The following is a 5532-nucleotide window of genomic DNA, read 5'->3' as shown; positions in this document are numbered from 1 at the left end:
ATAGGCCTGGATTCCAGTATATTTTTGTACGACAGCAACTGCAGTGTGCACACCTGGTTGGCCGTCACCCTGTCATCACTGACAACCTTGCTGGCGTTCGGCTTACTGACCTTAAGCGCGACTCCGGTTCTACACTTTTTTGGTCAGACGGTTCTTATTGGTATTGTCTGCGTCTGGTTGATCGCCCCGATGTTTTCACGGCAGCCTAGGGCTCAGGACAACACATGACGTCATGAGCCTATTATTTACAATTTTAAGATCACTACATTGAGAAATGAATTATGGAAGATAACCTGATCGAGGATATTATCGTCATTGGCGCCGGGCCAGCGGGAGCCGTTGCGGCCACTTTGCTAAACGCCAAAGGCTATCGGGTTCGTATTCTTGAGCGTCAACATTTTCCCCGATTTTCCATCGGCGAAAGCCTGTTGCCGCAGTGCATGGAGTTTCTCGCTGAAGCCAACATGCTGGACGCCGTACACGAGCACGTAGAACAACATCATTTTCAGTTTAAAAACGGCGCCGCTTTTGTTCGGGGCGACGACCGCTCTGCGTTCGATTTCCGACAAAAATTTTCCGAAGGCAGAGGTACAACCTTTCAAGTACAACGCGCAGCGTTTGATGACGTTCTCGCCCGCGAGGCCGAACGTCAGGGTGTAGAAATCACCTGGGGTCACACACTGGTCAATATAGAATTTGAAGGCAGTAATTCCACACTGACCATCGAAGATGAAAACGGAGAGGCCTACACCTTACAAAGCCGCTTTGTCCTGGACGCCAGTGGTTTTGGACGAGTATTGCCAAGATTACTGGAGCTGGATCGCCCCAGTGATTTTCCTTCGCGCACGTCGCTGTTTACCCATGTCGAGGACAACATTACCGCCGAAGACTTTGATCGCGAAAAAATCCTGATTACCGTTCACCATCAACACAAAGACGTCTGGTTCTGGCTTATCCCTTTTGCCAACGGACGCTGTTCTTTTGGTGTCGTCGCCCGCAGTGATTTCTTCGACGGTTTCAGTGACGATCTGAATGAACGCCTTGCGCAAATTATTGATTCGGAACCCACCCTGAAAAAACTGCTGGCAAACGCCAGCTTTGATACTCCCGCTCGCGAGATCAGTGGCTACGCCAGCAATGTCTCCCAACTCTGGGGGCCTGGTTTTGCGCTGCTGGGCAATGCCGGAGAATTCCTCGACCCGGTTTTTTCTTCAGGAGTCACCATCGCCATGAAATCTGCGAGCCTGGCGGCCAGCGCTCTGGACAAACAATTGCAGGGTGAAGAAGTCGATTGGGAAGCAACTTATGCACAACCGTTACGCGCCGGAGTCGATACCTTCCGCACTTTTGTAGAAGCCTGGTACGACGGTCGCTTTCAGGACATCATCTTTGCGCCCAAACAATCCAGTGAGGTGCGCGCCATGATCAGCTCCATCCTCGCCGGTTATGCCTGGGATACCAACAACCCCTATGTCAAAGACAGCGAGCGCCGCATCAACACACTGGCAGAGTTGTGCCGTCTCGCATGATACGCCCCGCTATCTCAGCCATGTTGATCGTCCTGCTGGCCGCTTGCAGCAGCTGGCCTTCTCGCCATCAACTGCCGGAACTGCCTTTGCTTTCACCCGCCAGCCTGGGGCAGCAGTGGCAGCTAACCCAGAGCGTCTCAATAGCTCCGCTCTCTGCTGCAACAGACAACCGTCAACCGCAAACCTTGCTGGCCGCCTGGTCAGTCACCGAGGAACGCCTCGATCTCGCAGGCCTGACACTGATGGGTCAGACTCTGCTGACACTAAGCTACGACGGAGATAACTTTTCCGAATCCACCTCTCCGCTGCTACCAGACGAGGTATCCGGACGGGATATTCTTACCCAGATACAATTGGCCTACTGGCCAGTAGACGTCATTCAAAAGGCACTGGCAGGCAGCGACTGGACACTTGAAGCTACGGGTGACCGAATTCTGTATCTTGGACAGAAACCGGCGCTGACGATCGCCATCGCAGATGGAAACAAGACCGATACCCCATTAGAATCCATCACGATTACCAACCATTTGATGCACTATCAGCTACAGATCCAGACGCTGACGCGAGAAAAGCTCAACCGCGCAGAGAGCCCCTGACATGAACCAGCCACCCGTTTACCTCAATCACCTTGGCCTAATTTGCGCCATGGGCAGCAGTCCGGAAATCGTGCGGCAAAAGCTGTTCGAGACCAGTAAACGCTGCCTGAGCACCACAGACCACTTTACCCCTGGTCGCCCTCTACCTCTGGGCATGGTGAACGACCCACTGCCGGACTTGAGCGCCTATCCTCTCATTGAGCGAACCCGTACCAATCAGCTAATGGCCGCTGCTCTCGAACAAATTCAACCGGCTCTTGAAGAGGCCAAAAAAGGCATCGATCCACTGCGAATCGGTATTGTGCTGGGCACCAGCACCAGTGGTATAGCCGAAGGCGAAACCGCCATCAGCGACTATCAACAGCACGCCGAACTACCGGCCACGTTTGATTATCAACAACAGGAAATGGCCAACCCCGCCACCACTCTCGCCCGCTGGCTGGGCACAGAAGGTCCGGCGTACGTGGTCTCTACCGCTTGCTCCTCCGGCGCCAAGGCACTCGCCAGTGCCCGCCGCCTGCTGCGTATGGGCGTATGCGATCTGGTCATCGCTGGCGGCGTGGACTCGCTCTGCAAACTGACCGTGAATGGCTTTTCAGCACTGGAATCTGTCAGCAAACAACCCTGTAACCCGTTCAGCCGCACTCGCAACGGCATCAATATTGGTGAGGGCGCAGCCCTGTTCATCGTCAGTCGAGACTCCGGACCGGTTCAACTGAGCGGCGTGGGTGAAGGCTCCGATGCGCATCATATCTCTGCCCCCGACCCGGAAGGCTTGGGCGCAGAACGGGTGATGACCACCGCTTTAGCTAACGCCGGTCTGACGGCCGGAGAGATTGGGTATTTAAATCTGCATGGCACGGCGACCCTGCAAAACGATAAAATGGAAAGTCTGGCGGTGGAACGAGTGCTGGGAAGCAACACCCCCTGCAGCTCAACCAAATCCCACACGGGCCACACACTGGGGGCTGCAGGAGCCATTGAAGCTGCTTTCTGTTGGCTGGCCCTGACCGACGTGGAAGGCCGTATTCCTCTACACGCCTGGGATAGTGAACATGATGATGAGCTGGCCAATATCCGCCTGGTAGATACGCCCTTCAAACACACCTTAACGGCCGCCATGAGCAATTCGTTCGCCTTTGGTGGCAATAATATTTCTCTGGTACTGGAGCGCACCTCGTGAGCCCGACGGCCGAAGCGGTTAAGCCGCACTACAACATAGACGAGCTGGTGCCTCATTCAGGTACCATGTCGTTATTGGACGACACTGTCAGCAGTGATGAAAGCTCACTGACTGCACAAGTGTGCATCCGTTCCGACAGCCTGTTCGCAACCGATCGTGGGGTTCCCGCCTGGGTAGGCATCGAATATATGGCTCAGGCCATTGCCGCCTTTGCCGGAGTCGAGGCCAAACAGGCTGGCGAAGACATTCGCATCGGTTTTTTGGTTGGGTCACGCAAGTACACCTGCAACACGCCTGTTTTCCCCATAGGTACGACACTCACCATTCAGGTCACCCGCGAACTTCAGGCGGATAATGGACTGGGCGTGTTTGTCTGCCGGATTACCTCAGAGGCAGATTCCGCTAACATGATCGTCGCCGAAGCGAACCTCAATGTGTTCCAGCCGGATGACGCCGCAGAATTTTTGAAAAACGAAACATCTTAAGGTTAATTATGGACAAAACAATCTTTGTCACAGGCTCCAGTCGAGGCATTGGTAAAGCCGCCGCCCTGCGACTGGCCCGGGATGGGTACGACATCGTTCTGCATTGCCGCAGCGGCCTGGAAGAAGCCCAACAGACCAAACAAGAGATTGAAACCCTCGGACGTCACGCTCGCATTCTGCAATTTGATATTTCTGACCGGGAGACCGCTGCCAGAGAGTTACTCAATGATGTAGAAGAACACGGCGCTTATTACGGCGTCGTCTGTAACGCCGGCATCGCACGCGACAACGCCTTTCCCGCCATGAGCGGAGAAGACTGGGACCTGGTGCTTCACACCAATCTCGACGGGTTTTTCAATGTGCTTAACCCTCTTACCATGCCGATGGTTCGCCGCCGCAAACCCGGTCGCATCGTCGTGCTGTCCTCGGTGTCAGGTGTGATGGGCAATCGCGGTCAAGTGAATTACAGTGCGTCTAAAGCCGGACTGATCGGTGCCTGCAAGGCACTCGCCTTGGAACTGGCCAAGCGCGCCATCACCGTCAACTGTGTCGCCCCCGGACTGATCGAAACTGAGATGGTGGACGAAGTTCCGGTGGAAGAAGCCATGAAGATGATTCCTGCCCGACGTATGGGCAAACCCGAAGAAGTGGCAGCCACCATCAGTTTTTTAATGTCTGAAGACGCGGGCTATATCACCCGCCAGGTGATCTCTGTCAACGGTGGAATGTGTTGATGAAACGACCCAGTGCTTTAATACGAGTTATGTTTCTATGAAACGAGTAGTCATTACCGGCATGGCCGGATTGTCACCCATTGGTCTCGACTGGGACTCAGTGGCCAATAATCTGAAGAACATGAACACCGGCATTCGTCGCATGGATGAATGGGATGTGTACGACGGACTGAATACCCGGCTGGCAGCTCCCATTACCGACTTTGAACGACCCGCCCATTACAATCGCAAAGCGGTTCGCAGCATGGGACGCATTGCCTTACTGGCCACCTGTGCCACCGAACAAGCACTGGCTGACGCCGGCTTGCTCGACGATGAAAGCATCAAGGATGGTCGCATGGGTGTTGCCTTTGGCTCTTCGGCAGGTTCGACCGCCGCGTTTAAAGATTTTGGTCGCATGCTCATCAATCAAAGCACCGACGGTCTCAACGCAAATTCCTATATCAAAATGATGGCTCATACAGCTCCGGTGAACATCAGCGTTTTCTTTAACCTGAAAGGTCGCGTACACACTACATCCAGTGCCTGCACATCCGGCAGTCAAGGGATTGGTTACGCCTACGAAGCCATTCGCTATGGTCATCAGCAATACATGATTGCAGGCGGAGCCGAAGAGCTTTGCCCAACAGAAGCCGCCGTGTTCGATACCCTTTACGCGACAAGCACACGCAACGATCGGCCGGAAACTTCACCCCGCCCCTTCGACCAGGATCGCGACGGCCTTGTTATTGGCGAAGGTGCAGGCAGTCTGATCCTGGAAGATCTGGATTCAGCAGTGGCTCGCGGCGCAACTATCTACGCTGAGATCGTCGGTTACGGTACAAATTGTGACGGCACTCATGTGACCCAACCACAGGCCGACACTATGCAATCGGCGATGCAACTGGCTCTCGACGGTGCAGGACTATCCGCTTCCGACATTGGTTACATCAGCGCCCATGGCACCGCCACCGACCGTGGTGACGTCGCCGAATCCAAAGCGACTTATAATATTTTTGGCAACCG

Annotated in this window: 7 protein-coding genes; all 7 read left to right on the top strand. The window is 54.5% G+C overall.

The window, feature by feature from the left end:
- A partial coding sequence (locus tag ACTG33_RS16005; protein WP_439136224.1) for a hypothetical protein occupies positions 1 to 228 on the top strand: 228 nt, incomplete at its 5' end.
- Positions 229 to 281: 53 nt separating this feature from the next.
- Positions 282 to 1529 carry an NAD(P)/FAD-dependent oxidoreductase gene (locus ACTG33_RS16000; RefSeq protein ID WP_439136223.1) on the top strand — a complete coding sequence of 416 codons (1248 nt, stop codon included), beginning with the start codon at positions 282 to 284 and terminating at the stop codon, positions 1527 to 1529.
- Complete coding sequence (locus ACTG33_RS15995) at positions 1526 to 2125, top strand: DUF3261 domain-containing protein (RefSeq protein ID WP_439136222.1); 600 nt, start codon at positions 1526 to 1528, stop codon at positions 2123 to 2125. The genes ACTG33_RS16000 and ACTG33_RS15995 overlap by 4 nt, the downstream gene beginning before the upstream one ends.
- A gap of 1 nt (position 2126) precedes the next feature.
- Complete coding sequence (locus tag ACTG33_RS15990; RefSeq protein ID WP_439136221.1) at positions 2127 to 3308, top strand: beta-ketoacyl-[acyl-carrier-protein] synthase family protein; 1182 nt, start codon at positions 2127 to 2129, stop codon at positions 3306 to 3308.
- Complete coding sequence (locus ACTG33_RS15985; RefSeq protein ID WP_439136220.1) at positions 3305 to 3793, top strand: ApeP family dehydratase; 489 nt, start codon at positions 3305 to 3307, stop codon at positions 3791 to 3793. Before ACTG33_RS15990 ends, ACTG33_RS15985 begins: the two co-directional genes overlap by 4 nt.
- Positions 3794 to 3801: 8 nt before the next feature.
- The gene (gene fabG / locus ACTG33_RS15980; protein ID WP_439136219.1) at positions 3802 to 4527 is read left to right on the top strand and encodes a 3-oxoacyl-ACP reductase FabG; all 726 of its coding nucleotides are present in this window, start codon (positions 3802 to 3804) and stop codon (positions 4525 to 4527) included.
- 37 nt (positions 4528 to 4564) lie between these two features.
- Positions 4565 to 5532: beta-ketoacyl-ACP synthase (locus tag ACTG33_RS15975; protein ID WP_439136218.1), on the top strand; the 968-nt coding region annotated here is incomplete at its 3' end.

Source organism: Pseudomaricurvus sp., assembly GCF_965662505.1.
Lineage (GTDB): Bacteria > Pseudomonadota > Gammaproteobacteria > Pseudomonadales > Cellvibrionaceae > Pseudomaricurvus.
Note: the sequence above shows the minus strand (reverse complement) of the source record. Positions and strands in the feature narration are given on the sequence as shown.